General features: G+C 50.4%; 14 protein-coding genes and 1 pseudogene. 10 read left to right on the top strand and 5 right to left on the bottom strand.

Annotation, left to right across the window (positions count from 1 at the left end; all coding sequences use genetic code 11):
* The first annotated feature begins 87 nt into the window (after positions 1 to 87).
* Positions 88 to 1,461 carry an IS1182 family transposase gene (locus tag HMPREF1141_RS04080; protein ID WP_009059751.1) on the top strand — a complete coding sequence of 458 codons (1,374 nt, stop codon included), beginning with the start codon at positions 88 to 90 and terminating at the stop codon, positions 1,459 to 1,461.
* Positions 1,462 to 1,584: 123 nt separating this feature from the next.
* Entirely contained in the window at positions 1,585 to 2,670 is a 1,086-nt protein-coding gene (locus tag HMPREF1141_RS04075) for a radical SAM protein (RefSeq protein WP_009061264.1), read from the top strand.
* A gap of 871 nt (positions 2,671 to 3,541) precedes the next feature.
* On the opposite strand, the gene tlp is transcribed toward HMPREF1141_RS04075, so the two are convergent.
* Both tlp and HMPREF1141_RS17825 read right to left on the bottom strand, forming a co-directional pair.
* Positions 3,542 to 3,772 (bottom strand): small acid-soluble spore protein Tlp, encoded by a 231-nt coding sequence (tlp, locus tag HMPREF1141_RS17665; RefSeq protein ID WP_347475658.1) that lies wholly within the window; start codon positions 3,770 to 3,772, stop codon positions 3,542 to 3,544.
* Positions 3,773 to 4,024: 252 nt separating this feature from the next.
* A pseudogene (locus HMPREF1141_RS17825) lies at positions 4,025 to 4,195 on the bottom strand (HDIG domain-containing metalloprotein); the annotation flags it as partial.
* Between the two features lie 282 nt (positions 4,196 to 4,477).
* Here HMPREF1141_RS17825 and HMPREF1141_RS17475 point away from each other — a divergent pair.
* Entirely contained in the window at positions 4,478 to 4,627 is a 150-nt protein-coding gene (locus HMPREF1141_RS17475; RefSeq protein ID WP_009061230.1) for a hypothetical protein, read from the top strand.
* A 45-nt stretch (positions 4,628 to 4,672) separates the two neighbouring features.
* Here HMPREF1141_RS17475 and HMPREF1141_RS04060 read toward each other — a convergent pair whose 3' ends face one another.
* The gene (locus tag HMPREF1141_RS04060) at positions 4,673 to 4,915 is read right to left on the bottom strand and encodes a small, acid-soluble spore protein tlp (protein WP_009061218.1); all 243 of its coding nucleotides are present in this window, start codon (positions 4,913 to 4,915) and stop codon (positions 4,673 to 4,675) included.
* Positions 4,908 to 5,360 carry a small, acid-soluble spore protein tlp gene (locus HMPREF1141_RS04055; RefSeq protein ID WP_009061195.1) on the bottom strand — a complete coding sequence of 151 codons (453 nt, stop codon included), beginning with the start codon at positions 5,358 to 5,360 and terminating at the stop codon, positions 4,908 to 4,910. Before HMPREF1141_RS04055 ends, HMPREF1141_RS04060 begins: the two co-directional genes overlap by 8 nt.
* A 316-nt stretch (positions 5,361 to 5,676) precedes the next feature.
* On the opposite strand from HMPREF1141_RS04055, the gene HMPREF1141_RS04045 reads away from it, so the two are divergent.
* The 4 genes from HMPREF1141_RS04045 (at position 5,677) to HMPREF1141_RS04030 (ending at position 9,471) form a co-directional block, all read left to right on the top strand.
* Complete coding sequence (locus tag HMPREF1141_RS04045) at positions 5,677 to 6,108, top strand: hypothetical protein (RefSeq protein WP_009061219.1); 432 nt, start codon at positions 5,677 to 5,679, stop codon at positions 6,106 to 6,108.
* A 641-nt stretch (positions 6,109 to 6,749) separates the two neighbouring features.
* Positions 6,750 to 8,528 carry an ABC-F family ATP-binding cassette domain-containing protein gene (locus HMPREF1141_RS04040; protein ID WP_009061270.1) on the top strand — a complete coding sequence of 593 codons (1,779 nt, stop codon included), beginning with the start codon at positions 6,750 to 6,752 and terminating at the stop codon, positions 8,526 to 8,528.
* A 17-nt stretch (positions 8,529 to 8,545) separates the two neighbouring features.
* Positions 8,546 to 8,842 (top strand): GIY-YIG nuclease family protein, encoded by a 297-nt coding sequence (locus tag HMPREF1141_RS04035; RefSeq protein ID WP_009061225.1) that lies wholly within the window; start codon positions 8,546 to 8,548, stop codon positions 8,840 to 8,842.
* Between the two features lie 35 nt (positions 8,843 to 8,877).
* A complete protein-coding gene (locus tag HMPREF1141_RS04030; RefSeq protein ID WP_009061227.1) occupies positions 8,878 to 9,471 on the top strand; it encodes an NUDIX domain-containing protein in 594 nt (197 codons plus the stop codon).
* A gap of 161 nt (positions 9,472 to 9,632) precedes the next feature.
* Here the strand turns inward: HMPREF1141_RS04030 and HMPREF1141_RS04025 are convergent, their stop codons facing one another.
* Positions 9,633 to 10,196: a TetR/AcrR family transcriptional regulator gene (locus tag HMPREF1141_RS04025; RefSeq protein ID WP_035316526.1), complete on the bottom strand. Its 564-nt coding sequence runs from the start codon at positions 10,194 to 10,196 to the stop codon at positions 9,633 to 9,635.
* A gap of 182 nt (positions 10,197 to 10,378) precedes the next feature.
* On the opposite strand from HMPREF1141_RS04025, the gene HMPREF1141_RS04020 reads away from it, so the two are divergent.
* From HMPREF1141_RS04020 to HMPREF1141_RS04010, 3 genes are all read left to right on the top strand, one after another.
* Complete coding sequence (locus tag HMPREF1141_RS04020) at positions 10,379 to 12,250, top strand: cation-translocating P-type ATPase (protein WP_009061250.1); 1,872 nt, start codon at positions 10,379 to 10,381, stop codon at positions 12,248 to 12,250.
* A gap of 230 nt (positions 12,251 to 12,480) precedes the next feature.
* Positions 12,481 to 13,098: a class I SAM-dependent methyltransferase gene (locus tag HMPREF1141_RS04015; RefSeq protein ID WP_035316534.1), complete on the top strand. Its 618-nt coding sequence runs from the start codon at positions 12,481 to 12,483 to the stop codon at positions 13,096 to 13,098.
* Positions 13,099 to 13,307: 209 nt separating this feature from the next.
* Positions 13,308 to 14,435 carry an HD domain-containing phosphohydrolase gene (locus HMPREF1141_RS04010; protein WP_009061209.1) on the top strand — a complete coding sequence of 376 codons (1,128 nt, stop codon included), beginning with the start codon at positions 13,308 to 13,310 and terminating at the stop codon, positions 14,433 to 14,435.
* The last annotated feature ends 125 nt before the right edge of the window (positions 14,436 to 14,560 follow it).

Below are 14,560 nucleotides of genomic sequence, written 5' to 3'. Positions count from 1 at the left end.
CAACTTCGAGGTGTTGACAAAGTAGCAAAAGGAAGGGCAAAAATGGTATAATATAGGCAAAGAAAAAGCAGTAGGATGTGTTTAGGGATGCTGACAGAGCGAGCCGGGGTACAAATAAAAATGCACTGTATCACCCTTGAGGATCTGGTGCCGCAGGAGCACTTTTTGCGAAAATTGGAAAAGGCTGTGGATTTCAGCTTCATCTACGACGAGGTTCGGGATTTGTACTGCCCAGATAACGGAAGGCCTGGGGTCGATCCGGTAGTGCTGGTAAAATATCTGCTGGTCGGGTATTTGTACGGAATCGAATCGGAACGGCGCATCGAGCAGGAGATTCAAGTAAATATGGCCTACCGGTGGTTTCTGGGGTTGGATCTGGATGACCGGGTGCCTGATCACTCTACGATCTCCCAAAATCGGCGCAGGCGATTTCATGGAAAAAATGTGTTCCGCCACTTGTTCGAGCATATTCTGCATCTATGCATGGAAAAGGGACTGGTGGATGGAAAGATCATTCTGACAGATTCCACGCATGTAAAAGCGAATGCTTCCTTTAAGGCGAATACAAAAGTGCTGGCGGAGCGCAAGACAACGGACTACATGGAACGGCTGGACCGGTATGAAGCAGAGGAACGTGTGAGGTTGGAGTCATCCGGCGCCGTCAAGCCGCAGCGTGCCGGACGTGAGAAAAAGGAAAGCACAAAAGTGGAAAAGACGGTCAGCACCACCGATCCGGATGCCGGGATGCTGCGGCGGTCGGGGAAACCGGAGGGGATGCACTATCTGGATCACCAAAGCGTAGACGCCGCTCATGGAATCGTGGTAGACGTGGCGGTGACGCCAGGAAACGCGAACGATTCGGAGCCATACCTGGGGCGCATCGAATACATGCGGGAACACATGGGATTGGAAATTCAGGAAGCCGGCGCGGACAGCGCCTACGGCACCAGCATGATTTACCGGGCGATGGAGGATATGGGCATCCGGCTGCACACGCCCGGGGAAACGGGCGGGGCGACCTACAAGGTGGAGCTCAAGCGCGAGGATTTTCGGTACGATGCGGAAAAGGACTGCTTCCTTTGTCCATGGGGAAAGGAACTGACACTGCGGAGCCTTGAGAGGGAGAGCTACAATATCTGCCGGATATACAGAGCCGACAGGAAGGACTGCCGGGCCTGCCCGATGCTGAGCAAATGTGTGAGCAACAGCCACCGAAGCCGAACCATCCGGAAGAACATCTTTGAGGAAGCCGTAAAAAGGCAGCGGAAAACGGACGACGCTTCTACCCACAAGCGTATTCTCGGCCTGCGGCAGATTTGGTGTGAGGGCAGCTTTGCGGCCCAGAAATGGATGCACAACTTAAGGTGCCTGTTCAGGCGAGGAATAGAGGCAGCGGAAGACCACTGCCTCCTTTCGGCAACCGCCTTGAACCTCAAACGAATGATTAAGTGCTTAGGATAACCTCCAAGGCGCTATTTTTTTGCCTGTCCCATTACTTTTTTGTGTTTTCATCCCAGATGACGGGGTTTGTCAACACCTCGAAGTAGGCCCGAAGTTGGCGCTAAACAGAAAGGATAGGTGACTATGGATATAAATGTTCACATGGAACGAGGTATTGCAACAATCTTACAAACGGCGGCCCGATTTTATTTGAAGGATAAAAATGGGCGGCGCTTCATAACAAAGTTTATTCCCACCATGCAAGCAAGCGCAAAGATAAGGAATGACTATGAGCAAGCAGGGGTTCATATCCCGCCCTTTCTCATTGCAAGTGTCGCTTCACAATGCAACCTGTATTGTACAGGATGTTACGCGAGGGCTGGCGGTATATGCGATACTACAATGGCCAAAATGGAAATGAACACCGAGGATTGGAACAGGATTTTTTGTGAAGCGGCCGATTTAGGTATCTCTTTTATTCTGCTTGCTGGCGGCGAACCATTGTTGCGCCGAGAGATTGTAGAAATGGCCTCAAATTTTACAAACATTGCATTTCCTGTTTTTACAAACGGAACTTTAATTGACGCAGAATACATCAATCTATTTGACCAACGGAGAAACATAATCCCTATTTTAAGCAGTGAGGGCAACTCCAAAGAAACGGATTTACGGCGCGGACTCGGTATTTCCACGAAGATTGAGAAAGTCATGGAAGAACTAGGGCAGAGGAATATTCTTTTTGGTACATCTATAACAGTCACAAAGAACAATTTAGATACCGTTATAAGCAGGGAGTATGTTTCCACCTTACAGCAAAAGGGCTGTGGCATTCTGTTTTATGTGGAGTATGTACCGGTAGAAAAAGGCACTGAAAATCTTGTTCTGTCCAAGAATGACGCTGTTATGTTAGATGAAAATATACATAAGTTGAAATGTGACCTTAAAAATATGAGCTTCATTTCTTTTCCCGGTGATGAAAAATATATGGGTGGATGTTTGGCCGCTGGCCGGGGATTTTTTCATATTAACCCGTTGGGCAATGCGGAGCCTTGCCCATTCTCCCCATATTCAGAATTGAATCTAAAGACTACTTCAATTATTGAAGTGTTGCAGTCGCCTTTCTTTGAAAAAATACGGCTAATAGGAAAACATAAGGCAGAAAATAAGCAAGGCGGCTGTACTTTGCTTCAACATAAATGGGAAGTAGAAAAGTTGATAGGAGTACGATAAATTATTGAAATTATGTACTTTGTCAACAGCTCGGAAATTGACCCGAAGTGGTGCAAGGCATCAAGAGCGTGTTCTCCCTCTTGCACTCCCCCACTCGCCCGGTGAGTGGGGGGTACGGCTTATGACAATGGGCTTTTGCGCCTTATGCTCAGTTCCGTCCGCTATTCCATATTTCCATTGACAACGCCTTTTGCCCTTTCTTCTCTCTGAAAGAAGCCGGGGTACGGGGCTGGCCCCGCAACAACTGATGGATAACACCAACATAGCGAAGCCGGTTTTGCCGCAGAATGAAGCAGACAGAAACGAGGGGCGGGAATTTGTTCCTGCTCCTCGTTTTCGGCGGCGAAAGGGTACGGCAAAAACCCGGCCTGTCAATGGGTTTAAAGGTGGAGATTTTCCTGCCGTTCTTTGCGGGAAAATACTACCCGGCCCTTGACTGGTCGGATAGGCGCAGCAATCTGTTTACCGGCACTCTGACGTTACGATTAGGCACTTTTCACTACGGAGCTGACGCCTGCTATAGTGAATGATTTGGTGAGCAAAGTCTTTGTGGAAACACCGGATAAATCGGATAGGAAACGCAGGCAGAATATTCACATCAGCTATGATTTAGTGGGATTCCGCCAGAACTGAATAACCCGATACAGGAAGAAATGGCGTAGCTTTTACACTACGCCACACTTCCAAGATAATACTGTTTTACGAAGGACAGCCCGAAAGGCGGCTTTTCGCTGGTTTCTATTATGATATATTAATCCGACATCAGTGCTGTCTTTGGGCTGCATTTTTCGCAGCCCTGCGTTGCTTTTTAGATGATTTTCCAAGCGATTTTTGTTGTCGCCCGCTGCTGTTCTTTACAAATATATCAGACTTACTGGAGCCTGTTGTTTTTCGCAGCATTTGTTTCATCCTTGATCTCATGCCGCATGTCGCCGAGAGCTTCTACCCGGCGTTCATTTTTGGCTTTCAGATCCTTCTTCATTTTCTCATCGGATGTTTTCTCTATCATTTCGTTGGCGCGGTGGATATTTTCGATGGTCATATCAATGTTATGCTGAATTTTCTCCACATTATCCGCGCGGTTGTCCGGATTCGGTTTCATATGGTTTTCCTCCTGAATGCAATTTGCTTTTTTCAAAAAAGTACGAACATTTTCCTCTTCACGGCGCCGATCGGCCCCTTTTCTTCCCAGTCTGTCACAAAGGCCCAGCAGGGCGATCTCCCGGATGTCTGTATTCCGCTTCATTCCCTCCACATCAGAAAAGGGCAAATTTTTCACCACAAACAGGATCTGCATGTGATACCGAACCAGCTGGGTCACCCGCTCAATGAATTCCGTGTCCGCTGTGAAAAAGCTGAGGAACTCTTTTGTGAGCTTCGCACCCACTTTGTCGTGGTCATAGGATGTGATTTTACTTTTTCTGCGCGCGGTAGTAGAGGGCTTGCCGATGTCGTGCAGCAGCGCGGCCCACATGAAAGCGCGGGGATCGCTGCTTTTCGCTTTGACCTTTGCAGCCTCGTCCACTACCAACAAAGTATGGTTCCATGCACTACCCTCCGGGTGGTGCTCGGGGGATTGCGGCGTGTTCTGCAGCTGCTCAAGCAGGTTGAACGGATACTCGCTGAGGGCGTGGAAATCGGTAAGTTCTGATAAGAAGCGGGACGGCTTTTCATCCAAAAGCAGATGCTGCTCTATTTCTTCAAAAAATGTGCTGCCTCTTGCCAAATCATCACCCCGAATTTAGTATTTGTTTTCGACCCGGAATAATGCGCTATCCACAGCGAATTCTATGGAAGAGGTGATATCATGGCGAAAGACAGTCAAATCGACCCCAAAGAAATCCGTGAGCAAAAAGCGAAAGGCGGCCAGACAATGGCTCAGAGCGCCAATGACGGAGAGGGACGCAACCACAAAAAGCAGTCCGCCAACAGACACAAGCCGGGCAATGACAAATAGCCACAGAAAAGCGGAGGCACCAACGTGACTCCGCTTTCTCTGTTCTTATTTTTCCAGCACCTCTTCAATGTCGCGAATTTCCTTTTCCAGGCCCGCGATTCCGTGCTGGCGCCGTCTATTTTTTTCTATCAGTTTTTCTTTCTGTGTGTCCGAGGGCGTTTCGGAGAGAATCTCTGAAGATACCTCCATATTATATTTGGTGATGTCGATCTTCTTCTGAAGCTTCTTGATCTTTTCGCGTCCCTCTTCCTCGTGCATTTCTTTGATGGTACCGGGATCGTTATCCATTCCCGCCGCCTCCTATCACATTAGGACTTTCGGCATCCAGCTCCTCCCGGGCCAGTTCCTCTTTCATTTCGCGGATCATCTGAGGAATTGCCTCGGCTCGTCGCTCGTTTTTCTCCTTCAAGTCCTGTGTATTTTTGTCGTCCGATTTTAATGCCATGATTTCTTCGGCAATTTCCATATTGTGCAGTGTGGATTCGATGGTGTTCTGAATCCGCCGGGCTTTTGTACTGCGGTTTGCAATCCGTTCCACTACCTGCTGACCGGAAATGCAGTCGTCATACTTTCCTGCAGAAATATCGCGAATCGCTTTTTCCAACGTTTTTTCATAATACGCTTCCGGTGAAACGCCGCTGTAAGACTGATTTGTAACATATTCGCGGTTTTCCAACTGCGCCAAGCGAGCGTATTCACTTTTTACTTGCTGAATTAATAAATCTCTGTCCAAAAGAGATACCCCCTACATCCTCTGTTTTCTGTTAGTATGCGGTCAAAACATGCGGTTTATCGCTGTTCGTATCAGGCATTTTTTGCAAGGAAAAAATCTCATGCAAAAAATAAAAATCCACCGCTTGCGCCGGTGGATTTTTATTTTGATACTGCTTCCAAACGCGATCAGTTGAAGGAAAACACCATTTATTTTCTTACTTTTTCCAGGAGAGTGTTTCGCAATCATTCATCTCCTGGAAAAGTCAAGCCTTGTATCTGATAAAAATACCGAGTATAATTATTTTTTGTGTCATAAAAACGGAAGGATGAACGTAATGGACGAAATCAAGCAAATTTATTTTAGCGATAGTTATTCTGATTTTCTTCGCTATTGCGATCTTCACAGCTATAAATGGATGCGCGACCTTGTGAACTGTCGGTTTGAAGAACTGCCGGAGTTAATCCATATTTCCCCCGCATTGCTCAGCCGTATCAAAGCCGTGTATGTTCTTTATATGAAGAAACACCCGGAGTGTCTTGCCGGCGTAAAGCAGGTAAAAGCCAAAACGGCTTCCTCTATGGAAGATTTAAGAGACCGACTGCTCGTTGTTTTTCAGCAAAATGCAAATCAGCTGATCCGCATTTCGGATATCACCAAAGCGATTGGCAAGGGTGCAAAGCGCAGTGATATCATCCATGTGTTGGAACACCAAAAATGGTGCCGGATTGTGGACAACAACACATTTTTTTACGCCCCAACAGATTGAACTGTATGAACAGGAGAGCGCTTTCGCGCTCTTTTTTTATTGCAGTCTTTTTATCGCTAAGAGGAGCAGAACAGGACAGCTGCTGCTCCAACCATCTGTTGATGATTGAAAACCGGCGATCGGTGCACGGTAGATACGCGTTCGAATCTGTGCTATAATAACCTCACGGCATAAGCGAAAGCAAAGCTTTCGATGCCTGAGAGAGCATTGAAACATCAGCCTAAAGAAAAAACGCTTAGCAGTACTCTCTTTTTACGTCTGCTAGTTTGATGTTATAATAACCTCACGGCATAAGCGAAAGCAGAGCTTTCGATGCCTGAGAGAGCATTGAAACATCAGTCTGAAGAAAAAAACAGCTTGGAGTATATCCTCTTTTTCATGTCTTCCAGTTTGATGTTATAATAACTTCACGGCATAAGCGAAAGCAGAGCTTTCGATACCTGAGAGAGCATTGAAACAGGATAAGCCTCGTGTAGCTTCAACCATTTTGCAATAACAATGGCTTTGAGATTCCATCCTGTTATAATATTGAAAAATAGGAAAGCATGATGAACCCGTTCCGGGATGCCCGCTGAGAAAGATCATTCCGGGTTATCATCTTGCTGTTATCAATATAAAAGTCAATGAAAAAGGAGCAATCCATGCTACTGTCCGCAGAGAAAATTTCAAAAAATTATGGGATGAAGCAGCTACTGCAGGATGTTTCGCTGTACCTGAACGAGGGGAACCGGGTCGGAATCATCGGGATCAACGGTACCGGGAAAAGCACCCTGCTGAAAATTCTGGCCGGTGTCGAGCCGCCGGATGAAGGCTCCATCGCCATGAACCCCAACATACAGTTGTCTTATCTCCCGCAGAATCCGCCCTTTCAGGATGACTACACCGTGTTGGAGCAGGTGTTTGCAGAGTTCCCCGCACAGTTCCGCGAGCTGAAGGAATATGAGGCAAAATCCATGCTGACGCGTCTTGGCATCACGGACTTTGATGCGAAAATGGGCACGTTATCCGGCGGGCAGAGAAAACGCGTGGCTCTGGCTACCGCGCTGATCCACCCCGCGGATATTCTGATTCTGGACGAGCCGACCAACCATCTGGACAGCGAAATGGTTGCATGGCTGGAGCAAAGACTCGTCCGCTTTAACGGCGGGCTCATCATGGTCACCCATGACAGGTATTTTCTGGAGAGAGTCGTCAACCACATTGTCGAGCTGTCTCACAGCAAGCTCTACACATTTGAGGCGAATTACTCAAAATACCTGGAGCTCAAAGCCCAGCGAGTTGAAATGGAAGCAGCCAGCGAACGCAAGCGGCAGGCGCTTTTGCGCAAGGAGTACCAATGGATCATGCGGGGCGCAAGGGCCCGCAGCACGAAAAGCCGCAGCCGGATCGACCGCTACGAAGCGCTCAGGGACCAAACCGTGCCGGAAACGGACGATACGGTTCAGCTGTCTCATTTATCGAGCCGTCTTGGAAAAAAGATCATTGAGTTGTCACACATCACCAAAGCTTTCGATGACCGCACGGTGATCCAGGATTTTTCTTACCTGATGGAACGGGATGACCGGATCGGCATCGTCGGCAAAAACGGCGCCGGAAAATCCACGCTATTGAATCTGATCGCGGGGCAGCTTCTGCCGGATGAAGGCACCGTGGAGGTCGGCCCCACCGTGAAAATCGGGTATTTTTCACAGGAATCCCGAGAGCTTGACCCGAAGCAGAGGGTATACGACTTTATCTGCGAGGTTGCGGGTGAGATCAAAACCTCGGAGGGCACTTTTACCGCATCGCAGATGCTGGAGCGTTTTTTGTTTTCGCCCGACCTGCAATACTCCCTGATCGGCAGACTGAGCGGCGGTGAGCGCAGACGCCTGTATCTTTTGAGCATTTTAATGGAGGCCCCGAACATTCTGCTGCTGGATGAGCCCACCAATGATCTGGATATTGAAACCCTGACTATTCTGGAGGATCATCTGGAATCTTTCTCCGGCCCTGTACTCGCGGTATCGCATGACCGTTATTTTCTGGACAAGGTTGCAGATATGATTTTCGAGGTCAACGACGGCGGCAGCATTCTGCGGTACCCGGGGAATTACACCGACTACGACGAAAAACGGAAAGAAATACAGCAGCCTGCCGCTAAAAAAGATTCTCCCTCCCCAAAAGAGATGCCCAAAAGGGCGCAAAAGCTGAAATTCTCTTTTAAAGAACAGCGGGAATTTGAAACCATAGAGGACGACATTGCGGCACTGGAAACCAGAATCGCCGAATGCGAAGCAGAAATCAGCCAGTCCGCCAGTGATTACGTGCGCCTGCAAACCCTGATGGATCAAAAAGCGGAGCTGGAATCTGATCTGGAAGCAAAGACGGAGCGCTGGCTTTATCTGACGGAGCTGGCGGAGAAGATCGCCGCACAAAAATAGCTGCGGAGGGCCACCGCGTGGAGAGTGAAAAAATCACGACATATTACACCTACATGCTGCGCTGTGCCGACGGCACCCTGTACAGCGGCTATACGACCGACCCATGCCGACGTACAGCCCTGCATAACAGCGGGAAGGGTGCAAAGTACACCCGCTCCCGCAGGCCGGTGGATCTGGTATTCGTGGAAAGCCATCTCACAAAAAGCGAAGCGCTGCAGCACGAGGCAGCCCTGAAAAAACTCAGCCGGGCTCAAAAGCTGCTGCTGATCGAGCAGACCGGCAGCCGGACAGAGGCAGCTGATGGAAACGGGTAAGAACGATACTTTAACACAAGGCGGCGAATACAAAAATGGAAATGCTGGATATTGTAGATGAAAACGGAACCCCTACCGGAGAAACTGTGGAACGGGAAGCGGCACATTTAAGCGGAATCCGCCACCGCACTTCTCATGTGTGGCTTTTGCGGAAACGAAACGGCAAAACACAGGTGCTTTTGCAGAAAAGAAGCCTGAATAAAGATTCGCACCCGGGGTGCTACGACACATCGAGCGCCGGGCATATCCCCTCCGGAGAGGATTTTTTAGAGTCTTCTTTGAGAGAATTGAAGGAAGAGCTCGGTATCACCGCCGCCGCGGAAGAACTCATTTGCTGCGGATGCTGCCGCTCCGAATACCGCGGAGTATTCCATGGGCAGAGCTTTTGGGACAATCAGGTCAGCAACGTATACATTCTCTGGAGGGACATAGAGGAATCGGAACTCACCTTGCAGGAATCCGAAGTGGATTCCGTTCTGTGGATGGATTGGGACAAGTGTCTTGACATGGTCAGACACAAAAAGGCGCCGCACTGCATCCGGATCGATGAGCTGGAACTGGTTTTTTCCTCTGTTCCGCTCCTGGACGAAAGCGGCCAGCCGCCCGTTGCCCCGCTTCGGGAGCACTAAAATCCCGCAGAGCTTTTGAAATACTGCCATATACAAAAGCAAGCCGGCCACACAAGGCCGGCTTGCTTTGTTTTATTTTCGGTACAGTAACCCTCGCCCTGCCCTTGCAGAACCTTCTCTTGTTTATCCGCGGATACCCCTCCCGATCATCTGTTCCATCGTTACATCACCGGGAGCGTCACCGATAAAAAGTACTTTGCCAGCTCTTCCGGCGACTGGCGCATGTCGTTTTTGATCCACCACTGCACCATCCCGACAAAGCTGCCCGCAATATGGTTCACCAGAAATTCCTCCGGGACGGTCTGATTTTTTCGCTTTACTCCAGCCAGAAGATGCTTCGTGATCAGCTCATTCAAATACTGCCTGAAAAATCGCAGAAACAGCTCGCCGCTTTCACAGGATAATATCCCGATCACATTCTTTTTGTTATCCCGCAAATGGTACAGGATGTGCGTGATGAGCGATGCGGGGTCTCCGTTCGCCAAAGAAAAGTCGTGGGTGTTCTCCATATCCAGATGCTCTGAGAATACGTGATCAAACAGCTCGGTACACATCTCCCTGAGCAAATCGTCCTTGGTTTCAAAATGAGAATAAAAGGTGCTGCGCCCTACATTCGCCCGGTCGATGATCTCCTGTATCGTGATTTTGGTATAGCTTTTTGAGGATAGCAGCGTGCTGAACGCCTCAAAAATGGCTTCCCTTGTTTTTTGCTGCCGTCTGTCCATCGCTTCCTCCAGATGAATAAATTCCGTCATTTGTTCAGTAACGTACAACGACCATCATTTGTTTGTTGCTGCTTACCATATGTTGCTCTTATACTAATATCAAACAAATTGTTCGGTATTGTATTCATTGTACTGTTTTCTTATCTAGAAAGCAATACCATTTACCTGCGGAGGGAAGCATCATGTGGAAAACCATTCGGAACACCTTGATAGAGGAAGAAAAGCGGAATCTGACCTTTGTGATCATTTCCGGGATCGCGCTCCTTTTGAGCCTGACAAACGCATTGGGAGGCGTACTGCCGTTCGACATCGCTTGGGTTGCCATTGTCCTTTGCGGCATCCCCATTGTGATCGGCTCCGCTGCGGCGGTCATCCAAGAGCACGACATCAAAGCGGATGTGTTGGTTTCGATTGCGCTGGTCGCTTCCCTGTGCATCGGTGAATACTTTGCCGCGGGAGAGGTCGCGTTCATTATGGCGATCGGAACACTGCTGGAGGACGCAACCGCCCGCAAGGCGCGCAAGGGGATCGAAAAGCTGATTCACCTGACCCCCAAAACGGCACGAATCCGGCAAAATGGAGAGATGACGCTCATCCCGGCTGAGCGGGTGAAGGCTGGAGACACACTAGTCGTTTTTGCCGGGGAGACCATCGCCTGCGACGGGGTTATCACCGCCGGGGAAACGACCGTCGACCAGTCCGTTATGACCGGGGAATCCATTCCGGCCGACAAGACGGCTGGCGACGAGGTCATCAGCGGGACGATCAACCAGTTCGGCACCTTTGAAATGCGGGCTACCAAAAACGGCAGCGACAGCTCTCTTCAGCGGATGATCCGGCTGGCCGAGGAGGCCGACGCAAACAAAGCGCCCATCGTCAGGCTGGCCGACCGCTGGGCCACCTGGCTGGTGGTTGCCGCTCTCGGCATCGCGGGGGCAACGTGGCTGTTTACCGGCGAACTGATCCGCGCGGTTACGGTTCTGGTCGTGTTCTGCCCCTGCGCGTTCATTCTCGCAACGCCCACCGCCGTGATGGCGGGCATCGGGAACGCCGCCAGATTCGGCATTCTGGTCCGCTCCGGGGAAGCGCTGCAGCGGTTTTCTGAGATCGATTCCGTCGCCTTCGATAAAACCGGTACACTGACCCATGGCAGGCCGGCGGTAACGGGCATCAAAAGCTTTGACCCGGCTCTTTCTGCCGACGAGCTGCTCCGGCTGACCGCTTTGGCAGAGCAGCATTCTGAGCATCCGCTCGGAAAAGCGATTCTTGCCGAATACCTTCGCCGCGGCGGCAAAGCACACGAGGTACAGGATTTTGCGCTCACAGGCGGCATGGGCGTTCACGCGCTTGTGGAGGGCCGCAGAATCCTGGCCGGGAAAGCGGACTTTTTAAAGAGGGAGGGCACTCCCCTCCCCCCGGCGTCACACAAAGACGCAAACGACTTTTTGGAGCAGGGGGCGACCGTTGTATATGTGAGCATTGACGGCGCTTTCGCCGGATTCCTCGCGCTTGCGGACAGTCTGCGGCCCATCGCAAAGGACTTGATCGGGGAACTGAAAGCGGCCGGCATCCATTCGATCCTTTTAACCGGAGACAACGAAACCACGGCACGGCATATCGCTGCCCAGGCGGGGCTTGAGGAAATAAAACCCAACCTGCTGCCAGAAGAAAAGAGCAAGGCCATCCAGGCGTATCGGTCCGCGGGAAAAACGATCTGCATGATCGGCGACGGGGTCAACGACACACTCGCCCTGAAAACCGCCTTTGCGGGAATCGCGATGGGCGGCATCGGCAGCGACATCGCGGTGGAAGCGGCCGACGCGGTGCTCGTCGGCGACAACATCGAGCGGATTCCGTATCTTTTCCGGATGGCCAAAAAATCCATGAAGCGGATCAACTTTAATATTGCCGTGGCCATGACGTGGAATGTGATTGCCGTGTTCCTCTCGGCGGCCGGTGTGCTCAATCCCGTAACGGCCGCGCTGGTGCACAATGTCGGTTCCGTATTTGTCGTGATCAGCTCTGCTCTTTTGATCACAAACAGGGATAGATAAGTGAACAACTTATCCTGTAGTAATAAAAAGAAGGCGTGGAGCATTTTATCGGCTTCGGCTCTCTTTTTATGACCGTGAAAATTCCACGTTGAAACAAGGACAAATCCATGCTTAGGAATAAATTTTTTACTTTTTACCGGGCCGCAGGAAGAGATTGACAAAGAATGGTGACTTTTGTACTGTATGACTATCTGAAACAATGCTCTTTTGGGATGGAGGGAAGAGAAATAATGAAAGATTCAACGAACCGGGGCTTTTGGCAGCGCACGGCAAAGCTGTATGCGCCCTTTATGAAAGGCTCAGCTTCGCTTTATGATGCTATTTATACCCATTACCTGCCCTACCTGACCCCGGAGATGGAGGTACTGGAACTGGCCTGCGGCAGCGGTCAGTTTTCTTTTCGTCTGGCGGAAAGAGTGCGGCAGTGGACGGCAACGGATTTCTCTGAAAAAATGGTCTTGGAGGCGCAGAAGAGAAGCGGTCCCCAAAGCCTGACCTTTCAGGTGCAGGACGCGACAAACCTGCCGTACCCCGTAGAATCCTTTGACGCAGCATTGATCGCAAACGCCCTGCACATCATGCCGTCACCGGACAAGGCACTCGAAGAGATTCACCGTGTATTAAGGCCCGGCGGAATGCTGCTTGCCCCCACCTTCCTCTGGAAAACGGGCATTCGGCAAAAGCTTGGCACGCGGCTGATGGAGCTGGCCGGCTTTCGCGTATACCATAAATGGAACGCACAGGAATTCCAGAGCTATGTGGAAGCCCGCGGGTTTACAGCGCTCGAACAGAGAATGCTGGGCGGCGGCGTCCGGCCCCTGTGCTGCCTGATTGCCCGAAAGAAATAATGGCCGAAGAGCAGTCTTGGCAATCGCCTAACTTGAATCCGGTTCCTCTAAAATTCATTGAAAACATAAAACTTTACGCATTTTGTTGAAATTGGGTATATCTGGTAATATAATGATAGTACACTCCCCAAAACATAAGCCGCTGTAACAGATGAAGAAGACGTTATTTGCTTGTATAGGAGATTTGCTCCAGATGTGAGGAGGAGAATATGGAAGCGATGCGAAACCAGACAGAACCCCTCAAAACCTCTCAATACATTCAGACCATGGAAAGGCTACTGCACGTCGTTCAGGAATTGTCCGCAGCACGCGACCTGGAGACGGTTATGGACATCGTGCGCCATTCGGTTCGCGATTTAACCGGTTCCGACGGCGCAACCTTTGTGCTGCGAGACCACGATTTTTGCTACTATGCGGAGGAGGACTCCATCTCTCCGTTATGGAAAGGCAACCGTTTCCCCATGCAGATATGCATCAGCGGATGGGTCATGCTGAATCGAAGCCCCGCAATTATCGAGGACATCTACAGCGATCCCCGCATCCCGATCGACGCATATCAAAAGACTTACGTAAAAAGCCTTGCTATGGTACCGATTAAAACGAATGATCCGATCGGGGCCATCGGCTGTTACTGGGCCAAAAAGCACAATGCAACGCCGGAGCAGATCAAGGTACTGCAGGTGCTGGCAGACACTGCCGCGATTGCCATGGACAACATCCATTATCAAGGCATCATCGCCGCAAAGGCCAAACAGCTGGAGGATGCAATTGACGGCACACTGCTGGCGATTGCCAATATGGTCGAGCAGAAGGATTTATACACCGCGGGCCACCAGAAGCGGGTTGCCCTGATCGGGCTGGCGGTTGCGGAAGAGCTGGGCTGGAGCCGAGAACGCTGTGAAAAGGTGTTCCGCGCGGGAGTCGTTCACGATATCGGGAAAATCGGAATCCCCAGCGAGCTGCTGGCCAAGCCCGCCAAGCTGACTGAAATTGAGTACGCCCTGATCAAAACGCATTCCGAGGCCGGGTACACCATCCTTAAGAATGTGCCTCTGCTCTCTGAGATCGCGCAGATCATCCTGCAGCATCACGAGCGCTACAACGGCAGCGGGTATCCCCACGGGCTGAAACAGGACGAGATTCTTCCCGAAGCGCAGATTCTGGCTGTGGCGGACGTATTTGAATCCATGATTTCGCACAGGCCCTACCGGCCCGCGCTGGGCATTGACGCAGCCATTGATGAATTGGTTCAAAACAAGGGGATTCTCTACCACCCGGATATTGTGGACGCCATTGTGCATCTTGTGAAGGACAAGGGGTATCAGATACCGGAATAAGCAGCTTGGCCGCAAGGTTCACGTCTGTAAAAAAGCACAGAATAAGGTTCTCTCTCACAGCAGCTAGCTCTCTTTGCCTTGCCTGCTCCATCCCGGAATCAGATAGAAAAAGCCCCGCCGACCAG

The sequence above is a fragment of the Clostridium sp. MSTE9 genome, assembly GCF_000277625.1.
In the GTDB taxonomy this organism is placed as follows: domain Bacteria; phylum Bacillota; class Clostridia; order Oscillospirales; family Acutalibacteraceae; genus Faecalispora; species Faecalispora jeddahensis.
Note: the sequence above shows the minus strand (reverse complement) of the source record. Positions and strands in the feature narration are given on the sequence as shown.

Coding starts and splice junctions, on each gene's coding strand:
- HMPREF1141_RS04080 (WP_009059751.1), top strand. CDS start 88: ATGCTGACAGAGCGAGCCGGGGTACAAATAAAAATGCACTGTATCACC.
- HMPREF1141_RS04075 (WP_009061264.1), top strand. CDS start 1,585: ATGGATATAAATGTTCACATGGAACGAGGTATTGCAACAATCTTACAA.
- tlp (WP_347475658.1), bottom strand. CDS start 3,772: ATGAAACCGAATCCGGACAACCGCGCGGATAATGTGGAGAAAATTCAG.
- HMPREF1141_RS17475 (WP_009061230.1), top strand. CDS start 4,478: ATGGCGAAAGACAGTCAAATCGACCCCAAAGAAATCCGTGAGCAAAAA.
- HMPREF1141_RS04060 (WP_009061218.1), bottom strand. CDS start 4,915: ATGGATAACGATCCCGGTACCATCAAAGAAATGCACGAGGAAGAGGGA.
- HMPREF1141_RS04045 (WP_009061219.1), top strand. CDS start 5,677: ATGGACGAAATCAAGCAAATTTATTTTAGCGATAGTTATTCTGATTTT.
- HMPREF1141_RS04040 (WP_009061270.1), top strand. CDS start 6,750: ATGCTACTGTCCGCAGAGAAAATTTCAAAAAATTATGGGATGAAGCAG.
- HMPREF1141_RS04030 (WP_009061227.1), top strand. CDS start 8,878: ATGGAAATGCTGGATATTGTAGATGAAAACGGAACCCCTACCGGAGAA.
- HMPREF1141_RS04025 (WP_035316526.1), bottom strand. CDS start 10,196: ATGGACAGACGGCAGCAAAAAACAAGGGAAGCCATTTTTGAGGCGTTC.
- HMPREF1141_RS04020 (WP_009061250.1), top strand. CDS start 10,379: ATGTGGAAAACCATTCGGAACACCTTGATAGAGGAAGAAAAGCGGAAT.
- HMPREF1141_RS04015 (WP_035316534.1), top strand. CDS start 12,481: ATGAAAGATTCAACGAACCGGGGCTTTTGGCAGCGCACGGCAAAGCTG.
- HMPREF1141_RS04010 (WP_009061209.1), top strand. CDS start 13,308: ATGGAAGCGATGCGAAACCAGACAGAACCCCTCAAAACCTCTCAATAC.